At 65.2% G+C, this 22,800-nt stretch carries 15 protein-coding genes and 2 pseudogenes; 14 read left to right on the forward strand and 3 right to left on the reverse strand.

Going from position 1 to position 22,800, the window contains the following annotated elements; translation table 11 throughout:
- Positions 1-202: 202 nt before the first annotated feature.
- The 6 genes from recC to yfiB all read left to right on the forward strand — a co-directional run bounded on the left by recC (position 203) and on the right by yfiB (position 11,855).
- Positions 203-3,685 carry an exodeoxyribonuclease V subunit gamma gene (recC, locus tag ACPZMI_RS15815; RefSeq protein WP_426352605.1) on the forward strand — a complete coding sequence of 1,161 codons (3,483 nt, stop codon included), beginning with the start codon at positions 203-205 and terminating at the stop codon, positions 3,683-3,685.
- Positions 3,682-7,359, forward strand: a complete 3,678-nt coding sequence (recB, locus tag ACPZMI_RS15820) for an exodeoxyribonuclease V subunit beta (RefSeq protein WP_426352606.1) — start codon at positions 3,682-3,684, stop codon at positions 7,357-7,359. Before recC ends, recB begins: the two co-directional genes overlap by 4 nt.
- Positions 7,356-9,431: an exodeoxyribonuclease V subunit alpha gene (recD, locus tag ACPZMI_RS15825; protein WP_426352607.1), complete on the forward strand. Its 2,076-nt coding sequence runs from the start codon at positions 7,356-7,358 to the stop codon at positions 9,429-9,431. Before recB ends, recD begins: the two co-directional genes overlap by 4 nt.
- A gap of 76 nt (positions 9,432-9,507) precedes the next feature.
- Positions 9,508-10,083, forward strand: a complete 576-nt coding sequence (yfiR, locus tag ACPZMI_RS15830; RefSeq protein WP_426352608.1) for a regulatory sequestration protein YfiR — start codon at positions 9,508-9,510, stop codon at positions 10,081-10,083.
- Positions 10,080-11,324: a diguanylate cyclase DgcN/YfiN gene (gene dgcN, locus ACPZMI_RS15835; protein ID WP_426352609.1), complete on the forward strand. Its 1,245-nt coding sequence runs from the start codon at positions 10,080-10,082 to the stop codon at positions 11,322-11,324. Before yfiR ends, dgcN begins: the two co-directional genes overlap by 4 nt.
- Before the next feature lie 30 nt (positions 11,325-11,354).
- Complete coding sequence (yfiB, locus tag ACPZMI_RS15840; protein WP_288374933.1) at positions 11,355-11,855, forward strand: outer membrane lipoprotein YfiB; 501 nt, start codon at positions 11,355-11,357, stop codon at positions 11,853-11,855.
- Between the two features lie 78 nt (positions 11,856-11,933).
- On the opposite strand, the gene ACPZMI_RS15845 is transcribed toward yfiB, so the two are convergent.
- Positions 11,934-12,884, reverse strand: a complete 951-nt coding sequence (locus tag ACPZMI_RS15845) for a LysR family transcriptional regulator (protein WP_426352610.1) — start codon at positions 12,882-12,884, stop codon at positions 11,934-11,936.
- A 131-nt stretch (positions 12,885-13,015) separates the two neighbouring features.
- Between ACPZMI_RS15845 and ACPZMI_RS15850 the strand changes: the two genes are divergently transcribed.
- Both ACPZMI_RS15850 and mmsB read left to right on the forward strand, forming a co-directional pair.
- Entirely contained in the window at positions 13,016-14,539 is a 1,524-nt protein-coding gene (locus ACPZMI_RS15850) for a CoA-acylating methylmalonate-semialdehyde dehydrogenase (protein WP_186670311.1), read from the forward strand.
- A gap of 10 nt (positions 14,540-14,549) precedes the next feature.
- The gene (gene mmsB / locus ACPZMI_RS15855) at positions 14,550-15,437 is read left to right on the forward strand and encodes a 3-hydroxyisobutyrate dehydrogenase (RefSeq protein ID WP_426352611.1); all 888 of its coding nucleotides are present in this window, start codon (positions 14,550-14,552) and stop codon (positions 15,435-15,437) included.
- 103 nt (positions 15,438-15,540) lie between these two features.
- Here the strand turns inward: mmsB and ACPZMI_RS15860 are convergent, their stop codons facing one another.
- Positions 15,541-16,224, reverse strand: a complete 684-nt coding sequence (locus ACPZMI_RS15860) for a FadR/GntR family transcriptional regulator (RefSeq protein ID WP_186670312.1) — start codon at positions 16,222-16,224, stop codon at positions 15,541-15,543.
- Between the two features lie 340 nt (positions 16,225-16,564).
- On the opposite strand from ACPZMI_RS15860, the gene ACPZMI_RS15865 reads away from it, so the two are divergent.
- Together ACPZMI_RS15865 and gudD are read left to right on the forward strand one after the other, a co-directional pair.
- Positions 16,565-17,917 carry an MFS transporter gene (locus ACPZMI_RS15865; protein ID WP_186670313.1) on the forward strand — a complete coding sequence of 451 codons (1,353 nt, stop codon included), beginning with the start codon at positions 16,565-16,567 and terminating at the stop codon, positions 17,915-17,917.
- Between the two features lie 20 nt (positions 17,918-17,937).
- Positions 17,938-19,287 (forward strand): glucarate dehydratase, encoded by a 1,350-nt coding sequence (gene gudD / locus ACPZMI_RS15870; RefSeq protein WP_426352612.1) that lies wholly within the window; start codon positions 17,938-17,940, stop codon positions 19,285-19,287.
- A 75-nt stretch (positions 19,288-19,362) separates the two neighbouring features.
- Here gudD and ACPZMI_RS15875 read toward each other — a convergent pair.
- Positions 19,363-19,506, reverse strand: a pseudogene (locus tag ACPZMI_RS15875) (ribosomal-protein-alanine acetyltransferase); the annotation flags it as partial.
- On the opposite strand from ACPZMI_RS15875, the pseudogene ACPZMI_RS15880 reads away from it, so the two are divergent.
- The 4 genes and pseudogenes from ACPZMI_RS15880 to ACPZMI_RS15895 all read left to right on the forward strand — a co-directional run.
- Positions 19,497-19,625 (forward strand): annotated as a pseudogene (locus ACPZMI_RS15880) (magnesium transporter CorA family protein); the annotation flags it as partial. The pseudogenes ACPZMI_RS15875 and ACPZMI_RS15880 overlap by 10 nt on opposite strands.
- The gene (locus tag ACPZMI_RS15885; protein ID WP_426352613.1) at positions 19,622-19,837 is read left to right on the forward strand and encodes a hypothetical protein; all 216 of its coding nucleotides are present in this window, start codon (positions 19,622-19,624) and stop codon (positions 19,835-19,837) included. The pseudogene ACPZMI_RS15880 and the gene ACPZMI_RS15885, both read left to right, overlap by 4 nt.
- Before the next feature lie 206 nt (positions 19,838-20,043).
- The gene (gene gabP / locus ACPZMI_RS15890; protein WP_186670318.1) at positions 20,044-21,435 is read left to right on the forward strand and encodes a GABA permease; all 1,392 of its coding nucleotides are present in this window, start codon (positions 20,044-20,046) and stop codon (positions 21,433-21,435) included.
- A gap of 147 nt (positions 21,436-21,582) precedes the next feature.
- The gene (locus tag ACPZMI_RS15895; RefSeq protein ID WP_426352614.1) at positions 21,583-22,608 is read left to right on the forward strand and encodes a PDDEXK nuclease domain-containing protein; all 1,026 of its coding nucleotides are present in this window, start codon (positions 21,583-21,585) and stop codon (positions 22,606-22,608) included.
- Positions 22,609-22,800 lie beyond the last annotated feature (192 nt).

The raw sequence follows: 22,800 nt of genomic DNA on the forward strand, positions 1-22,800 counted from the left end.
GCCGATGGTAGTGTGGGGTTTCCCCATGTGAGAGTAGGTCATCGTCAAGATTCATTTCGCAAAACCCCTATCTGCGCGAGCAGGTAGGGGTTTTGTCTTTCTGGCGTTCTGAAGCCAGACCGGACCCGCCCATGCCACGGGACAAGCCTGCCTCTACAGGGTATGGTTCCGTCTGCGCACCCCGTCTTCCAGAGAGCACCCAATGGCCAACACCACGTCACTGCATCCAGGTTTCATGATCGTCCAGGGCAACCGCCTCGACGATTTGCGCAACCTGGTCGTGAGCGTGATGCGCAACTATCCCCTGGCGCCCCTGGAGAACGAAATCGCCCTGGTGCAGAGCAACGGTATCGCCCAATGGCTCAAGCTCGCACTGGCCGAAGACCCACAGGACGATGATCAAGGCGGCTGTGGTATCGCTGCGGCCATCGACGTTCAGTTGCCCGGCACTTTCATGTGGCAGCTCTATCGCCTAGTGCTGGGTCGCGACGAGATTCCCGAGGTGTCGCTGCTCGACAAGGCACCGCTGACCTGGCGCCTGGTACGCCTGCTGCCCGCGCTGATCGAGCGACCGCACTTCGAGCCACTCAAGCGCTTCCTCACCGACGACACCGACCTGCGCAAGCGCTACCAGCTCGCTGAACGCCTGGCCGACCTGTTCGACCAATACCAGGTCTATCGCGCCGACTGGCTCAAGGATTGGGCCGCTGGCGAGCACGTGCTCAACACCGCCCGGGGCGAGCGCAAGCCCCTGGCGGATGGCAACCGCTGGCAGGCCGAGCTATGGCGTGCATTGCTCGACGATGTCGGTGCAGAGGGGATGGCGCAGAGCCGTGCCGGCGTCCATCAGCGTTTCATCGCGCGCATGGATACCCTTGAGCAAGCCCCCGCCGGCCTGCCGTCGCGGGTCATCGTCTTTGGCATCTCGTCGCTGCCCGCCCAGGCCCTTGAAGCCCTGGCCGGGCTGGCCCGCTTCAGCCAGGTATTGCTGTGCGTACACAACCCTTGCCGCCATCACTGGGGGGATATCGTCGCGGACAAAGACCTGCTCCGGCACCAGTACAAGCGCCAACAGCGCAAGCACGGCATGCCGCTGCAACTGGACGACGAGTCGATGCACCAGCACGCTCATCCGCTGCTGGCCGCCTGGGGGAAGCAAGGCCGTGACTACATCAACCTGCTCGATAGCTACGATGATCCCAGCAGTTACCGTGGTGTCTTCAGCGACGGTCGCATCGACCTGTTCAGCGACGCCCAGCCCACCACCCTGCTCAACCAGTTGCAGGACGACATCCTCGAGCTGCGCCCCCTGGCCGAAACCCGCGAGGCCTGGCCTGCCATCGATGCCACCCGCGACCGTTCGGTCCGTTTCCACATCGCCCACAGCCCGCAGCGCGAAGTTGAAATCCTTCACGACCAGTTGCTTGCGCGCTTCAGCAGCGATCCGACCCTGCGTCCGCGCGATGTCATCGTCATGCTCCCGGCCATCGATGACTACGCCCCGCATATCCGCGCTGTCTTCGGCCAACTCGACCGCCATGATCCGCGCTACATCCCCTTCACCCTCACCGACCAGGGCCAGCGCGGCCGCGATCCATTGCTGATCGCCCTGGAGCATCTGCTCAAGCTCCCCGACAGCCGTTTCGCCGTGAGCGAGATCCTCGACCTGCTCGACGTCCCCGCCGTGCGCGCCCGCTTCGGGATCAAGGAGAGCGACCTGCCGACCCTGCACCGCTGGATCGAGGGCGCCGGCATCCGCTGGGGCCTGAGCGGTGAACAACGTGCCCGCCTCGGTTTGCCCGAAGGCCTGGAGCAGAACAGTTGGCGGTTCGGCCTGCGCCGGATGCTGCTGGGCTACGCCGTAGGTGTCGGTGAGGCCTGTGACGGCATTGAGCCCTATGACGAGATCGGTGGCCTGGACGCGGCCCTTATCGGCCCGCTGGTGGCCCTGCTCGATGCTCTGGACGTGGCGTTCCAGACCCTCGCCGAGCCGGCCAGCCCCGTAGTGTGGGGCGCGCGCCTGCATGCGCTGCTGCAGGTGTTCTTCCTCGCCGAGGAGGAGCACGACGAGCTGCTGCTGGTGCAATTGCAGGACCTGCGTGACACCTGGCTGGAAACCTGCGAGACCGTCGGCCTGCACGATCCATTGCCGCTCACGGTCGTGCGCGAGGCTTGGCTGTCGGGGCTGGATCAGGGCAAGCTGTCCCAGCGTTTCCTGGCGGGCTCCGTGAACTTCTGCACCTTGATGCCCATGCGCGCGATACCGTTCCGCGTGGTCTGCCTGCTGGGCATGAACGACGGTGATTACCCCCGCGCCCAGCCGCCGCTGGACTTCGACCTGATGGCCAGCGATTACCGTCCTGGCGATCGTTCGCGCCGCGAAGATGACCGCTACCTGCTGCTCGAGGCGCTGCTGTCTGCCCGTGACCAACTCTATGTGAGCTGGGTCGGGCGCAGTATCCGCGACAACAGCGAACGCCCCGCCTCGGTGCTGGTCGGCCAGTTGCGTGACCATCTAGCCGCCGGTTGGCAGCTGGCCGGAGCCCAGCAAGGCCAACGTGACGACCCGGGCCAGCAGTTGCTGCATGCCCTGACCCAGGAGCATCCCCTGCAACCCTTCAGCCAGCGCTACTTCCAGAAAGGCAGCGCGCTGTTCAGCTACGCCCACGAGTGGCAGGTCCTGCACCAGCCCGCCGAGCCACCCTCGGAGCTCGACCAGGCGCTACCGCCCTATGACAGCGATGAGCCGCTGAACCTGACGCAACTGCAGGATTTTCTCCGCCATCCGGTCCGACATTTCTTCAGCCAACGCCTCAAGGTGTTCTTCGAAGCGCTGGAAGCGCCAACGCCGGACGAGGAACCTTTCGTGCTCGATGCCCTGCAACGCTACAGCCTCAGCGAGCGCCTGCTGGGCGCTGCATTGGCCGCACCCGACGACGCCGAGCAGGCATTGCGTACCCAGGCCCGCCGCCTGCAGGCATGCGGGCTGCTGCCATTGGCGGGCTTCGGCGAGTCGCTGCAGGCGGAACTGATCCAGCCCTTGCCAGACCTGCTGCAGCGTCATCGCCAACTGCTGGAGCGCTGGCATACCGTGGTAGAAGGCGCGCTGCCGCTTCACTTCGAGCGCGGCCCGCATCGCCTGGAAGGTTGGCTGGGGCGCGTCTACCAGGATGATGAACAAAGTCTCCTGAGCATCACCACCGTGCCCAACAGCCTGGGGGCCGGGCGCAACAGCCTCAAATGGCATCGGCTGATCCCCGCGTGGGTCATGCACCTGGCGGCCTGCGCTGCCGGTTATTCACTGCACACCGCTTTGGTCGCCAGCGACCGCACCCTGCTGCTCGCGCCGATGCCCGAGGCGCAAGCGGGTGACCTGCTTGCCGATCTGCTGGTGGCGCGCCAGGGGGCGATGAATGCACCCCTGCCAGTGGCGCCCAAGACCGCCTTCGCCTGGCTGGCCCAGTCAGACCCGGACAAAGCCCAGGCTGCCGCCGAGCGCGCCTATGAAGGCGACGGCCAGAACAGCTTCGGCGAACGCAGCGAGAGCCTTGCACTGCTGCGTCAGTTCCGCGACTTCGCTGCGCTCACGACTGACGAAACCTTCGAAGGCTGGTGCGAATCCCTCTACCGCCCCCTGTTTGCCGCCCCCTGGCAGACCCAAGGCAATCCGGAGACCGCCGCATGACCCAGGCCCGTCCCCTGGCCCTGAGCTTTCCCCTGCACGGCAGCCAGCTGATCGAAGCCAGTGCCGGCACCGGCAAGACCTTCACCATCTCGGCGCTCTACCTGCGCCTGATCCTCGGCCATGGCGGCGAGCAAGGCTTTGCCCGCGAACTGCTGCCGCCGCAGATTCTCGTGGTGACTTTCACCGATGCTGCGACCAAGGAACTGCGCGAGCGGATTCGCGCGCGTCTGGCCGAGGCTGCGCGTTTCTTCAGGGGCGAGCTGGACGACGCCGACCCCTTGCTGCACCTGCTGCGCGACGATTATCCACAGGAGCACTGGGCCCGTTGCGCCAGTCGCCTTGAGGTTGCAGTGCAGTGGATGGACGAGGCGGCGGTCTCGACCATTCACGGCTGGTGCCAGCGCATGCTGCGCGAGCATGCCTTCGACAGCGGCAGCCTGTTCACCCAGAGCCTGGAGACCGATCACAGCGAATTGCTCGGCCAGGTCATGCGCGATTACTGGCGGCGCTTCTGCTACGGCATGCAGGGCGAAGCGCTGGCCTGGGTGCGCAGCCACTGGGTGAGCCCGGACGCGTTGCTGCCGCGGATCCGCCCGCTGTTCGGCCGTGTCAGCAGGGAAGACGACGGTGCCGATCCACAGGTGTTGATCGAATCCGCCCTGCAGCGGCGCCACGCGCAACTGCGCGAGCTCAAGGCCCCCTGGGCCCAGTGGGCCGACGAGCTGCACGAAATCTGCCGTGCGGCAGTGGCCGCCAAGCAGGCCGATGGTCGCAAGTTGCAGGCACGCTTCTTCGAGCCTTGGTTCGACAAGCTGCGCGCCTGGGCAGGTGACGAGCAAGTCATGGAACTCGACCTGGGCACCGGCTTCACCCGCCTGACACCCTCAGGCATGGCCGAGGCCTGGAAAGTGGGCGAGCCACCGGACCACCCGGCATTGCACGCCATGGAGACACTGCACGATGCGTTGCAGGCGCTGCCCGGCCCCGATTCGGCGGTGCTGGAACATGCTGCCGCGTGGGTCGCGGCGCGTTTCGAAGTGGAGAAGCGCCGACGCGCCGAAATGGGCTTCGACGATATGCTGTTGCGCCTCGAACACGCGTTGCGCAGCGAGGCCGGCGAGCGTCTGGCCGGGCTGATCCGCGAGCAGTTCCCGGTGGCCTTGATCGACGAGTTCCAGGACACCGACCCGGTGCAGTACGGCATCTTCGAGCGCATCTACCGGATCGCCGAAAACCGCCCGGAAACCGGCCTGTTCATGATCGGCGACCCCAAGCAGGCGATCTACGCCTTCCGCGGCGCCGACATCTTCACCTACCTCGGTGCCCGCCGTGCCACGGCTGGGCGCCTGCACAGCCTGGACACCAACTACCGCTCCAGCCAGGCCATGGTCGAGGCGGTCAACCGCGTGTTCCTGCTGGCCGAGCAACGCCCCGAAGGCAAGGGGGCGTTCCTGTTCCGTGAGGCCCACGACAACCCGCTGCCGTTCGTCGAAGTTCATGCCAAGGGCCGTAGCGAGCGCCTGCTGATCGACGGCCAGCCCTGCGCGGCGCTGCATTGCTGGCAGTTGCACAGTGACGAGCCGGTTGCCAACACGCTGTATCGTCAGCAACTGGCCGCCAGCTGCGCCAGCCATATCGTTGCCATGCTCAACGGTGGTCAACGAGGTGTGACGGGGTTTGCCAACGCTCAGGGCGAGGTGCGCGGCTGCCTGCCTTCGGACATTGCCATCCTGGTGCGCGATGGCCGCGAGGCGCAGCTGGTCCGTGCCGAGCTGGCTGCCCGTGGTGTACGCAGTGTCTATCTGTCGGACAAGGACTCGGTCTTTGCCGCCCAGGAAGCGCACGATCTGCTGGCCTGGCTCAAAGCCTGCGCCGAGCCTGACGCCGAGCGCCTGCTCAAGGCCGCCCTGGCCAGCCTGACGCTGGACCTGCCGTTGCTCGAACTGGAGCGACTGAACCAGGACGAGCGGGTCTGGGAAGACTGGGTAATGCGTTTCCGTCTGTACCGCGACACCTGGCAGCGCCAGGGCGTGCTGCCCATGCTGCGCCGCTTGTTGCACGACTTCCAGTTGCCACGCACGTTGATTGCCCGTACCGATGGCGAACGTGTGCTGACCAATCTGCTGCACCTGGCCGAACTGCTGCAACAGGCGGCCGGCGAACTGGATGGCGAACAGGCCTTGATCCGTCACCTGGCCGAGCACCTGGCCAATGCCGGGCAGGCCGGTGAAGAGCAGATCCTGCGCCTGGAGAGCGATGAGCAACTGGTCAAGGTCGTGACCATCCACAAATCCAAGGGCCTGGAGTACCCGCTGGTCTATCTGCCGTTCATCTGCACCAGCAAACCGGTGGATGGCCAGCGCCTGCCATTGGCTTGGCACGGCGATGATGGCCAGGTGCTGCTGACGCTCACGCCCACGGACGAGCAGATCGCCTTGGCGGACGATGAGCGTCTGGCCGAAGACCTGCGCCTGCTCTACGTCGCCCTGACCCGCGCCCAGCATGCTTGCTGGCTGGGGGTTGCCGACCTCAAGCGCGGCAGCCAGAAAACCTCGCAACTGCACCGCTCGGGCCTGGGTTACCTGCTGGGCGGCGGCGTCCCGCTGGCGGCTTCCGTGCAGTTGGCCGACTGGCTGCAGGCGCTGTGTGCCGAGGGGGCGCCCATTGCCTGCGTGCCTGTGCCCGACGCCGATGAACAGTGCTATCTCGCCCCGCAGGACAGCGCCGAACGCCTGCCTGCACGCAAGCCGCGCCGCGCAGCGGCGGAGCAGTGGTGGATCGCCTCCTACAGCGCCTTGCGGGTCGGCGACCAGAACCTCGGTGCCGACAGCTCCCAGGCCCAGCAATTGCTCGACGACGAGAACGTCGATGCACAGCGCCTGCGTGAAGTCCCTGCGGAAAACGGCGATATCCACCGTTTCCCTCGCGGACCGAACCCCGGCACCTTCCTTCACGGCCTGCTCGAGTGGGCTGGGCGTGAAGGTTTTGCCGAAGTGGCCGGCCAGCCCGCGTTGATCGAACGAACGGTCGGCCAACGCTGCAACCGTCGCGACTGGACCGGCTGGATCCCGACCCTGGCGCCCTGGCTGCAGCAGTTGCTGACGCAGGCCATGCCGCTGTCGCCGGATGGCCCGGTCCTGACCCTGGCGCAGCTCCAGCAATATCAGATCGAGATGGAGTTCTGGTTCGCCAGCCATCAGGTCGACGTGCTGCGCCTCGATCAGCTCGTTGTCCGCCACACCCACGGTGGCGCCGCGCGACCGGCAGCGCTGGCGACCCAACTCAATGGCATGTTCAAGGGCTTCATCGACCTGGCGTTCGAGCTGGACGGGCGTTACTACGTGGCCGACTACAAGTCCAACTGGCTCGGCCCCGACGGCAGCGCCTACAGTGCACTGGCCATGGAGCAGGCGATCCTCGACCATCGCTACGACCTGCAGTACGTGCTCTACCTGCTGGCCCTGCATCGCCAGTTGCGCGCGCGGCTGCCCGACTACGACTACGACCGCCATGTGGGCGGTGCCTTGTTCATCTTCCTGCGCGGTATTGGCAGCGTCGGCCATGGCCTGTATTTCGCCCGACCGCCCCGTGAGCTGATCGAGCAGCTCGATGCGTTGTTTCGCGGCGCCTGTGCGCCCGAACAGCAGGACCTGTTTGCCGGAGCCGCACCATGAGCCGAACCCTCGATGACCTGCTGCCGACACCGCTGCAGGCCGAGCACCTGGCGGCCCTTGCGCCGTTGAACGACAGCCATGACCTGCTGGCCCTGCTCGACCGTTGGGTCGAGCGCGGCTGGTTGCGTGCGCTGGACCGGGCATTCGTCAGCTTCCTTGAGGAGCGTGAGGCGGGCAGCGATCCCCTGCTGTTGCTGGCGGCGGCGCTGGCCAGTCACCAGTTGGGGCATGGGCATGTCTGTCTCGACCTTGAGCAGACTCTCGCCGAGCCCGATTTCGCCTTGTCGCTGCCGCCAGAGGGCGATGCGCTGGCGGGGCCGTTGCTGTTGCCGTCGCAGTTGCTCGCCACGCTCGAACCGAGCACCTGGCGTCAGCGCATCGCGGCCAGTCGGCTGGTGGCCTCGGGCGATGCCCAGGGCCAGGACGCGCGGCCTCTGGTACTCAGCGGCCAGCGTCTGTACCTGCGCCGTTACTGGAGCTATGAGCGGCGCATCGACCGGTCTCTGCAGCAACGCATCCTGGCAGATGAGTCGATTCCCGCCGACCTGCCCGCGCGCCTGGCACAGTTGTTCGAGGATGGCGCCCCGGCAGACCAGGTCGACTGGCAGAAGCTCGCCTGTGCGCTGGCAACGCGTGCCGCGTTCAGCATCATCACTGGTGGCCCCGGCACCGGCAAGACCACCACGGTCGTACGCTTGCTGGCCTTGCTGCAGGGGCCGGCAGTGGAGCAGGGCAGGCCCTTGCGCATCCGCCTGGCCGCACCCACCGGCAAGGCCGCTGCGCGCCTGACCGAATCCATTGGCCAGCAGGTCGAGCGTTTGCGGGTCAGTGCCGATGTGCGAGCCCAGATTCCGACCGAAGTGAGCACCGTACACCGCTTGCTGGGCAGTCGCCCCGGTTCGCGGCATTTTCGGCATCACGCCGGTAACCCGTTGCCGCTGGACGTGCTGGTGGTCGATGAAGCCTCGATGATCGACCTGGAAATGATGGCCAATCTGCTTGACGCCTTGCCAGCGCAGGCACGCCTGGTGCTGTTGGGCGACAAGGACCAGTTGGCCTCGGTGGAGGCCGGTGCGGTGCTTGGCGACCTGTGCCGGTATGCCGAAGAGGGGCGTTACACGCCCGCCACCCAGGCCTGGCTCGAGCAGGTCGGTGGCCAGTCGCTGCAGGGCAGCGGTCTGCAGCCAGGTGATGCGCACCAGCATGCGCTGGCCCAGCAGGTGGTGATGTTGCGTTATTCCCGGCGTTTCGGCGAAGGCAGTGGTATCGGCCAGTTGGCGCGGCTGGTCAACCTGCAGCAGGCCCGCCAGGCGCGGGATCTGCTGAGCATGCCGCCTGAGGACGTGTTCGGGCTGTCGCTGCGCGGCGAGCATGACCGCGCTTTCGATCGCTTGCTGCTGGATGGCCTTGGGCGTGGTGAAGACGGCCCGCAGGGCTATCGCCACTATCTGCGCAGTATCGGTCGTCATCGGCCGGCGCCAGGCACGCCTGGCGATGACCCCGCGTGGGAGCAGTGGGCTGCCCTGGTGCTGAACAGCTTCGAAGGTTTCCAGCTGCTGTGCGCGGTGCGCAAAGGGCCCTGGGGGGTGCAAGGGCTGAACGAGCGTGTGGCGCGTGTGTTGCACAACGCCGGGTTGATCGATACCCGCCAGCCCTGGTACGAGGGACGACCGGTGCTGGTCACCCGCAATGACTACGGCCTCGGCCTGATGAACGGTGATATCGGCATCGCCCTGCGCCTGCCCGACGAGCATGGCGAGCCACTGCTGAGGGTCGCCTTCCCGCGCAACGATGGCTCGGGCGGGGTGCGCTTCGTGTTGCCCAGTCGGCTCAATGAGGTGGAAACGGTGTTCGCCATGACCGTACACAAGTCCCAGGGCTCGGAGTTCAGCCATACCGCGCTGGTGCTGCCTGATGCACTCAATCCCGTGCTGACCAAGGAGCTGGTGTACACCGGCATTACCCGCGCCAAGCAATGCTTCAGCCTGGTGGAACCACGGGCGGGGGTCTTTGAGGCGGCTGTCGAGCGCAAGGTGCGTCGGATTTCTGGCCTCATGCTCGATCAAGCGTGATGTTCGTCAATACCTTGGCACTGCGGCCTTATGCTATCGTGCGGGTTATCTGAATCTAATTTGAGAGATTTCCCACATGACAGTGGTTGTCTCGCCCAGGGGGCGAGTGACGGGCGGCGTGCTTTCGCTAGTGATTGCCGCCTTGTCGCTGTTCGCCGTACCTGCCCGGGCGGACCTCCCTGCCACTGCAACCCAGGTGCAGCAACGCGCCAAGGCGGTAACCCAGGTCGTGCTGGGGATCTTCAGCTATGCCCGTTGGCCTGCTGACCCTTCGCCGCTGCGCTTGTGCCTGGTCGGCCCCACAGAATATGCCGACGACCTGATCAAGGGCACTGTGCAGAATGCCGGCCAGCCCCTGCAGGTGCGTCGCCTGCTGGCCGACGATGCACGCGTTTCCGGCGCCTGCGACGCGGTGTACATCGGCAAGCTCGACGCTGGCCAGCGTGATCGCCTGTTCCAGGCCCTGGTCGGGCATCCGGTCCTGAGCATCAGCGAGGCCGATGACCCGTGCACCGTCGGCAGCCTGTTCTGCCTGCACGTCGATGACGAACAGGTCAGCTTCGATGTGAACCTCGACTCGGTGGCGCGCAGTGGCGTGCGCATCCACCCCAGCGTGCTGCAATTGTCGCGGCGCAGGGCGGCGCAACCATGAAACTCACCGGCAGCCGCAGGAAGCGGCCGACCTTGCGGTCAGTGCTGGGGCGCGGGCACTTGGGTGTCGCGCTGATCGCCGTCGGACTCGTGGGCGTGTCCCTGACCGTGCTCGGCGTGGCAGCGTTGCGCGTCTATGCCCATCACAACCTGCACCTGATCGCCCGCTCGATCAGCTACACCGTGGAAGCGGCGGTGGTGTTCGACGACAGCGGGGCGGCCAGTGAAGCCCTGGCGGTGATCGCCGCCACTGAAGAGGTGGCAGACGCCAAGGTCTTCGACAGCCAGGGTGAGATGCTGGCGCACTGGCAACGCGATGACACAGGCTTGCTGGCACCCCTGGAGCGCCAGGTGGCCAAGGCCTTGCTGGGCGAGGCCATTCACCTGCCGATCGTCCGTCAGCAGCGCACGGTCGGGCACATCGAGCTGCTTGGCCAGGGCGGCAGCCTGCTGCGCTTCCTGCTCAGCGGCCTGGCGGGAATCCTCTTTTGCAGCTTGCTCAGCGCCGCAGTCGCCATCCACCTGTCGCGCCGGCTGTTCGGCGATATCGTCCGTCCCCTGCGGGGCCTGGCCAGCGTGGCCCATGCGGCGCGACGCGAGCGCAGCTTCGACCGGCGCGTGCCCGAGACGCCGATTGCCGAGCTCAATGAGCTGGGCAACGACTTCAACGCCCTGCTCGACGAGCTGGAGGTCTGGCAGAGCCACTTGCAGAGCGAGAACGAGACCCTCGCGCACCAGGCCAGCCATGACAGCCTCACCGGCCTGCCCAATCGCGCCTTCTTCGAAGGGCGCCTCAACCGTTGCCTGCGCAACGCCGCCCGGCAGCAGGACCACCTGGCGCTGCTGTTCCTCGACAGTGACCACTTCAAGAAGATCAACGACAGCCTCGGCCATGCCGTTGGCGACGAGGTGCTGATCAATATCGCCAGCCGCGTGCGTGCGCAGTTGCGCGAGCACGACCTGGTGGCGCGCCTTGGCGGTGACGAGTTCGCCGTGCTGCTGACCCCTCTGCATTCACGCGAGGATGCCCAGCGCATCGCCGAGAAGATCGTTGCCAGCATGAGGCTGCCGATCCTGCTGGACGATGGCCAGCGCGTCAGCACCTCGTTGAGTGTCGGCATCGCCTATTACCCGGACGATGGCCAGGATTCGGCCAGTCTGCTCAATGCCGCCGATGCGGCGATGTACCAGGCCAAGCGCAATCGGCGCGGCCATTGGCAAGTGGCCCAGACGGAACGCTGAGCCACGGATTTGAACAACAGGAGCTGAACCGTGAAACACCCCTTTTCCCGACTGCGTTTTCCCTTGCTGGCCTTGCTGCTGGCAGTGTTGGCCTTGACCGGCTGCCAGACCGTGCCACCCAGTGGGCTGAGCCCTGAACAGATTGCCGTGCTCAAGCGCGAAGGGTTCACCCCCAGCGACGAGGGCTGGGCGTTCGACCTGTCGGGCAAGGTGCTGTTCGGCAGCGACCTGGACGGGCTCAACGGCCAGAGCCAGGCGATTGTCGAGCGGATCGGCAAGGCGTTGCTGTCGGTGGATATCCAGCATGTGCGCGTCGATGGCCATGCCGATGCCTCGGGCAAGGTGGCCTATAACCAGCAGCTTTCCGAGCGCCGAGCCCAGAGTGTGGCCCAGGCGCTGATCAGCGTCGGCATGCAGCCGCGCAACATTCAGACGCGCGGCTTGGGCAGCACCCAGCCGGTGGCGGACAACCGCACCAGTGCCGGGCGCACCGAGAATCGGCGGGTGTCGATCGTGGTGGCGTCGAACTGAGGAATGGGAGCAATGGCACCGGCCCCCAGTGGGAGCGGGCTCGTCCCGCGATCACCGGCGCAGCCGGTGCCATCCGCCTCAATCCTGCGCAAATACCATCTCCCGCGTCTGCCCCATCAACAGCGGCGCATTCGCCTCGGTCACATCGCGGATGTAATCCCACAGCAAAGTGATCCGCTTCAACTTGCGCAAATCCTCCCGGCAGTACATCCAGAACTGCCGCGTCACCTCCACCTCCTCCGGTAGCACGGTCACCAGTCGTTCGTCCTGCGCCGCCAGGAAACACGGCAGGATCGCCAGCCCGCGGCCCTGCAGGGCAGCGGTGTATTGGGCGATCACGCTGGTGCTGCGCAGGTGTGCGCTGGCGTTGGGGATCAGGTTGGCCAGGTACAGCAGCTCGGAACTGAACGCCAGGTCGTCCACGTAGCTGATGAACGGATGGCGCACCAGGTCGGCGACCTGGCGGATCGGTTCGTGGTGGTCGAGGTACTCGCGGGTCGCATAGAGGCGCAGGCGGTAGTCGCACAGCTTGCAGCACACGTAGGGCCCATGCTCGGGGCGCTCCAGGGCGATGACAATGTCGGCTTCACGCTTGGACAGGCTGATGAAGTGCGGCAGCGGCAGAATGTCCACCGAGATCGCCGGCCAGGTGTCCACGAAGCGGCTCAACTGAGGGGTGATGAAGAAGCTGCCGAAGCCCTCGGTGCACCCCATGCGTACGTGCCCGGACAGCGCAACGCCCGAGCCCGACACCTGCTCGCAGGCCATGTGCAGGGTGCTTTCGATCGACTCGGCATAGCCCAGCAGACGCTGGCCTTCGGCGGTGAGCACGAAACCGTTGGTTCGCGATTTCTCGAACAGCAAGGTGCCCATCGCCCCTTCCAGCGAGCTGATGCGCCGCGACACCGTGGTGTAGTCCACGGCCAGGCGTTTGGCTGCACTGCTGGCCTTGCGGGTGCGCGCTACCTCAAGAAAGAACTTGAGGTCGTCCCAGTTCAGCGCGCTGAGGGAGGTCAGGTCTTTTTGCATGTTGATCCGGTTTTTTTGTGCATTCTTGTTGGATGTTTGCACATCTATACTCGAACTCAGCCCCTGCACGCCACCCCGTTCGCTGCGGCGTAGGCGTCTTCGTTCCGACAATAATTCCAAGGAGAGCGCAGATGAACGCACCCCACACGCCCCACACTCAGGTCGAGCAGGTCAAGCTGCTGATCGACGGCCAATGGGTCGAGTCCAAGACCACCGAATGGCGCGACATCGTCAACCCGGCCACCCAGCAGGTGCTGGCGCGTGTTCCCTTCGCCACCCCCGAGGAAGTCGCCGCGGCGGTCGCGGCTGGCGAACGAGCCTTCAAGACCTGGCGTGACACGCCGATCGGCGCGCGCATGCGCATCATGCTCAAGCTGCAGGCGTTGATCCGCGAACACAGCAAGCGCATCGCCGCGACCCTGAGCGCCGAGCAAGGCAAGACCCTGGCCGACGCAGAAGGCGATATTTTCCGTGGTCTGGAAGTGGTCGAGCATGCCGCGTCCATCGGCACCCTGCAGATGGGCGAGTTCGCCGAGAACGTCGCCGGTGGCGTCGACACCTACACCCTGCGCCAGCCCATCGGCGTGTGCGCCGGCATCACCCCGTTCAACTTCCCGGCGATGATCCCGCTGTGGATGTTCCCGATGGCCATCGTCTGCGGCAACACCTTCGTGCTCAAACCCTCCGAGCAGGATCCGCTGTCGACCATGATGCTGGTCGAGCTGGCGCTCGAAGCTGGCGTGCCGGCCGGTGTGCTCAACGTGGTGCATGGCGGCAAGCAGGTGGTCGATGCGCTCTGCACCCACCCGGACATCAAGGCGATCTCCTTCGTCGGCTCCACCGAAGTGGGCACCCATGTCTACAACCTGGGCAGCCAGCACGGCAAGCGCGTGCAGTCGATGATGGGCGCCAAGAACCACGCCGTGGTGCTGCCCGACGCCAACCGCACCCAGACCATCAACGCCCTGGTCGGCGCGGCCTTCGGTGCGGCCGGCCAGCGCTGCATGGCCACGTCGGTGGCGGTGCTGGTGGGCAAGGCGCGTGAATGGCTGCCGGATATCAAGGCGGCGGCGAGCAAGCTCAAGGTCAATGCCGGCAGCGAGCCGGGCACCGATGTCGGGCCGGTGGTTTCCAAGCGCGCCAAGGAGCGTGTGCTGGGGCTGATCGAGAGCGGCATCAAGGAAGGCGCCACGCTCGAGCTGGACGGCCGCGACGTGAAGGTGCCGGGGTACGAGCAGGGCAACTTCGTCGGCCCGACCCTGTTCTCCGGGGTGAAGACCGACATGCAGATCTACACCCAGGAAATCTTCGGTCCGGTACTGGTCACCCTCGAGGTCGATACCCTCGACGAGGCCATCGCCCTGGTCAACGCCAACCCGTTCGGCAATGGCACCGGCCTGTTCACCCAGAGCGGCGCGGCAGCGCGCAAGTTTCAGAGCGAAATCGACATCGGCCAGGTCGGCATCAACATTCCGATTCCGGTGCCGGTGCCGTTCTTCAGCTTCACCGGTTCGCGTGGCTCCAAGCTTGGCGACCTCGGCCCATACGGCAAGCAGGTGGTGCAGTTCTACACTCAGACCAAGACCGTCACCGCCCGCTGGTTCGATGACGACAGCGTCAATGACGGTGTGAACACCACCATCAGCCTGCGCTAAGGAGACTGCCATGCGCATTGCATTCATCGGTCTGGGCAACATGGGCGCGCCCATGGCCCGTAACCTGATCAAGGCCGGGCATCAGCTCAACCTGTTCGACCTGAACAAGCCCGTGCTGGCCGAGCTCGCCGAACTGGGCGGGCAGATCAGCACCTCGCCCAAGGATGCCGCCGCCAACAGCGAGCTGGTGATCACCATGCTGCCGGCCGCTGCCCATGTGCGCGGCGTGTACCTGAACGAGGACGGCGTGCTCGCCGGCATTCGCCCCGGTACGCCGGCGGTGGACTGCAGCACCATCGACCCGCAGACCGCCCGCGACGTGTCCAAGGCCGCGGCGGCCAAAGGCATCGACCTGGGTGATGCGCCGGTGTCCGGTGGCACCGGCGGCGCGGCGGCCGGCACCCTGACCTTCATGGTCGGTGCCAGCCCCGAACTGTTCGCCACGCTCAAACCGGTGCTCGAGCAGATGGGGCGCAACATCGTGCACTGCGGTGAAGTCGGCACCGGGCAGATCGCCAAGATCTGCAACAACCTGCTGTTGGGCATCTCGATGATCGGCGTGTCCGAGGCGATGGCCCTGGGCAATGCACTGGGGATCGACACCCAGGTGCTGGCCGGCATCATCAACAGCTCGACGGGCCGTTGCTGGAGTTCGGACACCTACAACCCTTGGCCGGGCGTGATCGAGACCGCCCCGGCATCGCGCGGTTACACCGGTGGTTTCGGTGCGGAGCTGATGCTCAAGGACCTGGGCCTGGCGACCGAGGCTGCGCGCCAGGCGCACCAACCGGTGATCCTCGGTGCTGTGGCGCAGCAGTTGTACCAGGCCATGAGTTTGCGGGGCGAGGGCGGCAAGGATTTCTCGGCGATCGTCGAGGGGTATCGCAAGAAGGCTTGATACGCGAGTGGGCTTGATCGCGGGCTGGATGGCCTTTCCCCTGTTACTGCGCACCAGGGGGAGGGCGCCGGTTCCGCGATTTTTTTTGCCCGCTGCACGCCGGTCAGTCGGGTAGCAGGCGATCGCGGCTGTTGGAGAGGTGCAGGCAGATCGCCGCCCTGGCCGCTTCCGGGTCCTGTCGGCGGATGGCGTTGAGAATCGCCTCGTGCTCCAGGTTGGCCAGATAAGCATGCCCCGCCAGGTTGGCCCCGGCGCGCTCGGCCTGGGCCATGCGCTTGCGCGGGATCAGGCCGTCACCCAGTTGCGCCATCATCTCGCTGAAATACAGGTTGCCGGTGGCCTCGGCGATCAGCAGGTGGAAGCGTCGGTCGGCTTCGATGCAGCTGTCACCGGCGGCGGCCAGGTCCTGGTAGTCGTCCAGCGCCTGGCGCATCTGCGCCAGTTGTCGGTCATTTCGGCGCAGGGCCGCCAGCGCGGCGGCCTGGCCCTCCAGGCCGATGCGCAGCTCCAGCAGGTCGCGCACGCTGGCGGCGTTCTCGGGGCCCACGCGCAGGCCGGAACGGGCCTGGCGTTCGATGACGAACGTACCGATCCCGTGACGGGCCTGTACCAGGCCCGCAGCCTGTAGCTTCGACAGCGCTTCGCGGACCACGGTACGGCTGACGCCATACTCGCGCACCAAGGTGTTTTCCGAGGGCAGCTTGTCGCCCGGCTTGAAGGTGCCCAGCAGCAATTGCTGGGTGAGGCTCGAGACCAGGTCGTGGGCACGGCTATGGGGGCGGGGCATGGCGTGGGCTCGAAGTAGTACCTGTGAGAGCGGCGGTTCGCCGCTGCGACGTGTTCCGCGAAAGGACTCGGCTGAACGCCCTCACATTACTTGTATGACAAGTTATCCACAAAGATTTTTTCATCCTGATATTCCCTCTCCCATTGCCTTGGGTAGTCGACCTGATAAAAGCATCTCGCCGATTTTTACCTAGTTAACCGCTTGTATTTTGCTTTTTTCGCTCAATTTTCAACTTGTCGTACAACTCCGCCGGGAATATGCTCATTTCCACCTGGATGTCAGACAACTGCCTCGCCTGCCACCAGCACCCTCAATAAAAACAATGACTGGGAGATATCCCGTGAACGACACCCCCCCTGCGTCTGCCTTGCCCGGCGGCGATGCGCTGGCCAGCGCCGTAGCCAAGGTCAAGCGCCATGTCCTGCCGCTGTTCGTCATCATGTTCGTGGTCAACTACCTGGACCGCGTCAATATCGGCTTCGTCCGTCCGCACCTGGAAAGTGACCTGGGCATCAGCGCCGCCGCCTATGGATTTGGCGCCGGCCTGTTCTTCATCGGCTATGCGTTGTTCGAGGTGCCGTCGAACATGCTGCTGCAAAAGGTCGGCGCACGTCTGTGGCTGACCCGCATCATGTTCACCTGGGGCCTGGTCGCCACCGCCATGGCCTTCGTGCAGAACGAAACCCAGTTCTACGTGCTGCGTTTTCTGCTCGGGGTCGCCGAAGCCGGCTTCTTCCCCGGAGTGATCTACTACTTCACCCGCTGGCTGCCCGGTGCCGAACGTGGCAAGGCGATTGCCATCTTCCTCAGCGGCTCGGCCCTGGCCTCGCTGATCTCAGGTCCGTTGGCCGGTGCGCTGATGCAGATCCAGGGCATGGGCCTGCACGGCTGGCAATGGATGCTGTTCATCGAGGGCATGGCCTCGGTGATCCTGTGCTTCTTCGTGTTCTTCTGGCTCGACTCCCGCCCGCAGGATGCCAAGTGGCTGAGCCCGGCCGAGCAGCATGCGCTGGTCGAGGCCATCGACCGCGAGCAGCGCGAGCGCGAGGCGGGCGGGGTGATCAAGACCTCGGCCTGGCGCCTGCTCAAGGACCGCCAGATCCTGCTGTTCTGCCTGATCTACTTCTGCATCCAGCTGACCATCTACGCCGCGACCTTCTGGCTGCCGAGCATCATCAAGCGCATGGGCGAGCTGAGCGACCTGCAGGTCGGCTTCTTCAACTCGATCCCCTGGCTGATCTCGATCCTGGCGATGTACGCCTTCGCCGCCGGGGCCGCACGTTGGAGATTCCAGCAGGCCTGGGTCGCCGCCGCACTGGTGGTGGCCGCCATCGGCATGTTCATGTCGACCACGGGCGGGCCGGTGTTCGCCTTCGTTTCGGTGTGCTTCGCCGCCATCGGCTTCAAGGCGGCGTCGTCGCTGTTCTGGCCGATCCCCCAGGGGTATCTGGATGCGCGCATCGCTGCGGCGGTGATCGCACTGATCAACTCGGTGGGCAACCTTGGCGGCTTCGTCGCGCCCACCACCTTCGGCCTGCTCGAGCAGCAGACCGGCTCGATCCAGGGCGGGCTGTATGGCCTGGCGGTGACCTCGGTGCTGGCCGCCATCGCCGTGTTCTTCGTCCGTACCCGCGCCAAGGGTGCTCCTTCCCCTGAACTCAAGGCCCCATCGGCCCTGGGCCAATCCCATTGAACGCCCGCCCGACAAGGACAATGACCATGCAGACGACGCCTCATTCCTCGACCCCGGTCGTCACCGACCTGCGCGTGATCCCGGTGGCCGGCCACGACAGCATGCTGCTCAACCTGAGCGGCGCCCACGGCCCGTTCTTCACCCGCAACATCGTGGTATTGCGCGACAGCGCCGGCAACACCGGCCTGGGCGAGGTGCCTGGCGGCGAGAACATCCGCCAGACCCTCGAAGACAGCCGCAGCCTGGTGGTCGGCCAGCCAATCGGCCATTACCAGCGCGTGCTCAATGCCATGCGCCAGACCTTCGCCAGCCGCGATGCCGGCGGGCGCGGGCTGCAGACCTTCGACCTGCGCATTACCGTGCACGCGGTGACCGCCATCGAGTCGGCCCTGCTCGACCTGCTCGGCCAGCACCTGAACGTGCCGATGGCCGCGCTGCTGGGTGAAGGCCAGCAGCGCGAGTCGGTGAAGATGCTCGGCTACCTGTTCTACATCGGCGACCGCACCCGCACCGACCTGGCCTACCGCAACGAAGCCGATGCCGATGACGACTGGCTGCGCTTGCGCCATGAGCCGGCCCTGACGCCCGAGGCGGTGGTAAGCCTGGCCGAGGCCGCCAAGGCCCGCTACGGATTCAACGACTTCAAGCTCAAGGGCGGCGTGCTGCGTGGCGAAGAGGAGATGGACGCTGTCACTGCGCTGGCCGAGCGTTTCCCCGAGGCGCGCATCACCCTCGACCCCAACGGTGCCTGGTCGCTGAAGGAGGCCATTGCCCTGTGCCGCGACAAGCACGATGTGCTGGCCTACGCCGAGGATCCGTGCGGTGCGGAGAATGGTTATTCCGGGCGTGAAGTGATGGCTGAGTTCCGCCGCGCCACCGGCCTGCCCACCGCCACCAACATGATCGCCACCGACTGGCGGCAGATGGGCCACGCGATCCAGTTGCAGTCGGTGGACATCCCGTTGGCCGATCCGCATTTCTGGACCTTGCAGGGCTCGGTGCGGGTGGCGCAGATGTGCCATGACTGGGGCCTGACCTGGGGCTCGCATTCCAACAATCACTTCGACATCTCGCTGGCCATGTTCACCCAGGCGGCAGCCGCCGCGCCGGGTGAGATCACCGCCATCGACACCCACTGGATCTGGCAGGACGGCCAGCGCCTGACGCGTGAGCCGCTGCGCATCGTAGACGGCCATGTACGGGTGCCGACGCGGCCGGGGCTGGGGGTAGAGCTCGATGAGGACCAGTTGATGAGAGCCCATGAGTGCTACCGCAACATGGGCCTGGGCGCCCGGGATGACAGCGTGGCGATGCAGTTCCTGGTGCCGGGTTGGACCTTCGACAACAAACGGCCTTGCCTGGTGCGTTGATAGAGAAGGCCCTGTCGCGGGGCAAGCCGGATCGCGATAGGGCCTGCGCAGCCAGTAAAAAGCTTTATGCGCGCTTTACCCTCGCGCAAACACCACCACCGCCGCCCGCACCTTGCGCCCACCGAACAGGCTCATGCGCTGGCAGTCCAGCGCCAACCGGTGGCGGCCGTGGTCGGTGTCCGGATCGTGCAAATAGACGAAGTCGGCATTCGATGGTGTTCCTGCCGCCGAACCTGATCGCCAGCATTGGCGGGATGTCCAAGTTCAGCATGATGACTGCCGGGGTGGGGGCAGGAATGGTACTGGGGCTCAAGCGCATGGCGCGGAGGATGGCATGAGCAATCTGCAGACAGGGCTGTGCGTGGTGTCGGTGATCGTGATCTTCGCGGTGGTGAACTACCACTGGGATCACCGTCGCGACCAGCAGCAACTGTCTTGCTCAACATCCAAAGGTCCAGCCCAATCCCTGTGGGAGCGGGCTTGCCCGCGAAAAGCCCTTCGCGGTGAATGGCACCGATTTGACCCGCCTTCGCAAGCCCCGGTGTCGTGATCGAACACCTTCATGGCGCGCAGGAACAATTTGCCCTGCACCCGCACTGCTTGAATGAAGCCGACCTCGACGCCGCCGCTCGCCCAACCCGTGAACAACGTCAATAAAATCACTTGAGCCGCGTGCAACTCATTGTCCAGAAAGGAGATAGTTTTCGCCTACGCCTGCCCGTCCTTCCTTGTGTCAGCAAAAAGAGAACAAGATCAATGAACACCGTGGGAACTGATGGCAACCTTGCACAAGGTTTCAAGCCACGTCATGTAACGATGCTGTCCATCGCCGGCATCATCGGTGCAGGACTTTTCGTCGGCTCCGGACACGCCATCGCGGCTGCCGGTCCCGCCACCATCCTCTCCTATTTCGTCGCCGGCACGCTGGTCGTGCTGGTCATGCGCATGCTCGGCGAAATGGCCGTCGCCCATCCCGACACCGGCTCGTTTTCCACCTATGCCGACCAGGCCATCGGCCGTTGGGCCGGCTACACCATCGGCTGGCTGTACTGGTGGTTCTGGGTGCTGGTCATTCCCATCGAAGCGTTGGCCGCAGGCCATGTGCTCAACGCCTGGTTCCCGCAGGTCGACAGCTGGATCTTCGCTCTCGCATCGGTACTGTTGCTGGCCTGCACCAACCTGTTCAGCGTGGCCAAGTACGGCGAGTTCGAGTTCTGGTTCGCGATCCTGAAAGTCACCGCGATCCTGGGCTTCATCGGCCTCGGTTTTGCCGCGCTGATGGGCTGGCTGCCCAACCGCGAAGTCAGCGGCCTGAGCACACTGATGAGCGAGCACGGCGGTTTCGCGCCCAAAGGCTGGTCGGCGGTGATCGGCGCCTTCATCACCGTGATGTTCAGCTTCATCGGCACGGAAGCGGTGACCATTGCCGCCTCCGAATCCAGCGATCCGGCGCGCAACATCGCCAAGGCCACCCGCTCGGTGATCTGGCGGATCAGCACCTTCTACATCCTGTCGATCTTCGTGATCATCTCCGTGGTGCCGTGGAACGATCCGCAGCTTGCGGTGGTGGGCTCCTACCAGCGTGCGCTGGAGATCATGAACATCCCCAATGCCGCGTTCATGGTCGACCTGGTGGTGCTGATCGCCGTGACCAGTTGCATGAACTCGTCGATCTACATCGCCTCGCGGATGATGTTCTCGCTGGCCAAGCGCGGCGACGCCCCGGCCATGCTCAAGCGCACCTCGAAGGTTGGCGTACCGCGTGCGGCGGTGTTCGGCAGCACGTTGATCGGGGCGGCCATCGCCATCCTCAACTACTTCGCGCCCAAGGGCGTGTTCGAGTTCCTGCTCGCCAGCTCCGGCGCCATCGCCCTGTTGGTGTACCTAGTGATCGCCATCTCGCAGTTGCGCATGCGCCGGCGCCTGGAGCGCGAGAGCACGGAACTGAAGTTCCGCATGTGGCTGTTCCCCTGGCTGACCTGGGGAGTGATCGTGTTCATCAGCTGTGCGCTGGCGGTGATGATGTATACCGAGGAGCACCGTGCAGAGGTCAGTGCAACACTGAGCCTGGCGATCGTGATCTCCTTCCTCGGCATCGTCACCACGCGCGGGCATGGCCGCAAGGTGGTGGTGCGGTCGATGGGGTAGCAGGGCGGATGTAACGGGTCATGACGAGGGGCGCCTGGACTAGGCGCCCTTCTGTCATGGGCCACAGCATCCTAGGAGCGGTCCGACATTTCCGGCGCGCTCCCTTGGATAGGCTTCCTGGCTTCGAACAATGCCAGGAGCCCTTCGATGAAAGACCACCCGCAACATGACAATGCAACCGCCTCTGCGCCTTCCAGGGATGAGCGCTTCGACGAGGTCGTGACCCTCATCCACTCGGCACGGCAACGCTGCATGCAGGCCGTCAACACACAGCTCATCGAGCTGTACTGGCAGGTCGGTGCCTACATCAGCCGCAAGATCGAGAATGCCGAGTGGGGCGACGCCGTGGTCAGCCAGTTGGCCGGACACCTGGCGCGCACGCAGCCAGGGTTGCGTGGGTTCACGCGACCGAACCTTTTCCGCATGCGCCAGTTCTTTGAAGCCTATCGTCACGACGAAGTTGTCTCACCGCTGGTGAGACAACTGCCGTGGACCCACAACATGATCATTCTCGGGCAGAGCCGGCGGGTGGAGGAGCGGGAGTTCTATCTGCGGATGGCCATCAAGGAGGGATGGTCCAAGCGCGAACTGGAGCGCCAGATGAAAGCCGCGCTGTTCGAGCGCAGCGTTGCCGACCCGCTCAAGGCCTCGGCCTCCCTCGCCCAGGCCCACCCGCAAGCCCTGTCGGTGTTCCGTGACGCCTACATGCTGGATTTCCTCGACCTTCCCCAAGCACATGCCGAAGCCGATTTGCACAAGGGCCTGCTCCAGCGCTTGAAGGACTTTCTCGTGGAGCTTGGCCGCGACTTCTGCTTCGTCGGCTCCGAGTATCCACTGCAGGTCGGTGGGCGTGACTTTGCCGTGGATCTGGTGCTGTTCCATCGCGGTCTCAACTGCCTGATCGCGGTGGAACTGAAGGTCGGGCGCTTCGAGCCCGAGTACATGGGCAAGCTGGATTTCTATCTCGAGGCGCTGGACCGCAACGAGCGCAAGACGCATGAAAATCCCGCCATTGGCGTACTGCTGTGCGCCAGCAAGCATGACGAGGTGGTCGAGTACGCACTCAACCGCAGCCTGTCACCGGCCCTCGTCGCCGAGTACCAGACCTGCCTGCCGGACAAGGCGCTGCTGCAGGCCAAGCTGCAAGAGTTCTACGCCCTCGACGCCCGCTGAACCCTTCCCGAAAGCGACTCGATACCTGTCTAAACGCCAGCCCAACTGTTGTAGGAGCGGGCTTGCCCGCGAAAAAGACACCGCGCCGCCTGGCACGGGCTACGCCCGTGTTCGCGGGCAAGCCCGCTCCTACAACAGTTGGGCTGGCGTTTAGACAGGTATCGAGTCGCTTTCGGGAAGGGTTCAGCGGGC

This window comes from Pseudomonas wayambapalatensis (assembly GCF_049942315.1).
Classification (GTDB): Bacteria; Pseudomonadota; Gammaproteobacteria; order Pseudomonadales; family Pseudomonadaceae; genus Aquipseudomonas; species Aquipseudomonas wayambapalatensis.